Consider the following 1,188-nt stretch of genomic DNA (forward strand, 5'->3'; position numbering starts at 1 on the left):
ACACAGCAACCATCTTGAGACAGCCCATGTCATGCGCCCTTGAAATCCGGCTGCCACCGCTCGCCCGAGCGGGCGATGGCATTGAGCGTGATGAGCAGTTTGCGCATGCACGCGACGAGGGCGACTTTTTTGGGCTTGCCGGCGGCGATCAGCCTCAGATAGCAGCTACGGATCAGCGGATTGAAGCGCGTGGCGACCAGTGCGGCGACGTACAGTACGCGTCGGACACTGGAGCGCCCGCCGAAGATATGGCGCTGCCCGCGCAGGGTGCCCGAATCGCGATTGATGGGTGCAAGCCCCGCAAGACTGGTGATCTGCTTGCGAGTGAGGTGTCCGAGTTCGGGCAGTTCAGCGATGAGTGTACTGGCGGTGGTCGGGCCAACGCCCTTGACCGATTGCAGCAAAGCCGACAGATCGGCGTAGCGTTCCTGAAGCACACGTTGTACGTCGTTATCGATGTCGGCCAACTGACTGAGCAAGGCCTCGATCATTGCCTCGATGCTGGCACGGGCCCGCTCGTGAGCGACGGCCAGGCGTTGCCGCTCGCTCACGAGCATGGCCACGAGTTGCCGTCGGCGCGTAACAAGTGCGACGAGCTCACGCTGCTCCTGAGTGGCCAACGCACGGGGCTGATGCCCCTGGGCATGCAACACGGCGGCGAACTCGGCCAATGCCCGCGCGTCAAGCCGATCGGTCTTGGCCAGTCGCCCCATAGCCCGCGCAAAATCACGTGCCTGGCGAGGGTTGATGACCGACACGGGCAATCCGACGCCCGCCAGCGCCACCGCGCAGGCTCGCTCGTAGCCGCCGGTGGCCTCAAGTATGACCAACGTAACTGTCTTGCGCCTGAGCCAGCGCAACAACTTCGCGTGTCCGGCTTCAGTGTTCTCGAACGCATGCGTCGAGGCGTCCGAGCAGCAGACTTCGACACTGTCCTTGGCGACATCGATACCGACGAAAACCGGTTGGCTCATGTTCATCGACTCCCAGCCTTATAGATGCGAAATGAGATCAATCAACCATTCGGGATAGCGTTAAACGAGGCAGCCACGACACGCCTTGAGCTGTGATTCGAGCTCGATGGCTCGCAGGAGACACAAGCTGTGCCATGGCCGCCAACCGGTAAGGCAGCCCGCCTCACGGCGGGCCACAACTGAAGTTTGAAGCAAATCGAAGATATAAGGAGAC

At 61.7% G+C, this 1,188-nt stretch carries 1 protein-coding gene; it reads right to left on the minus strand.

What is annotated here, in order from left to right; translation table 11 throughout:
* Positions 1-29 precede the first annotated feature (29 nt).
* The gene (locus tag CFB46_RS34945; RefSeq protein ID WP_373558197.1) at positions 30-980 is read right to left on the minus strand and encodes an IS110 family transposase; all 951 of its coding nucleotides are present in this window, start codon (positions 978-980) and stop codon (positions 30-32) included.
* Positions 981-1,188: the final 208 nt, after the last annotated feature.

Origin of the sequence: Burkholderia sp. HI2761 (genome assembly GCF_002223355.1) — a bacterium.
GTDB lineage: Bacteria > Pseudomonadota > Gammaproteobacteria > Burkholderiales > Burkholderiaceae > Burkholderia.

Bases quoted from the DNA above. Each gene is read 5' to 3' on its own strand.
- CFB46_RS34945 (WP_373558197.1), bottom strand. From the start codon at position 980: ATGAACATGAGCCAACCGGTTTTCGTCGGTATCGATGTCGCCAAGGAC.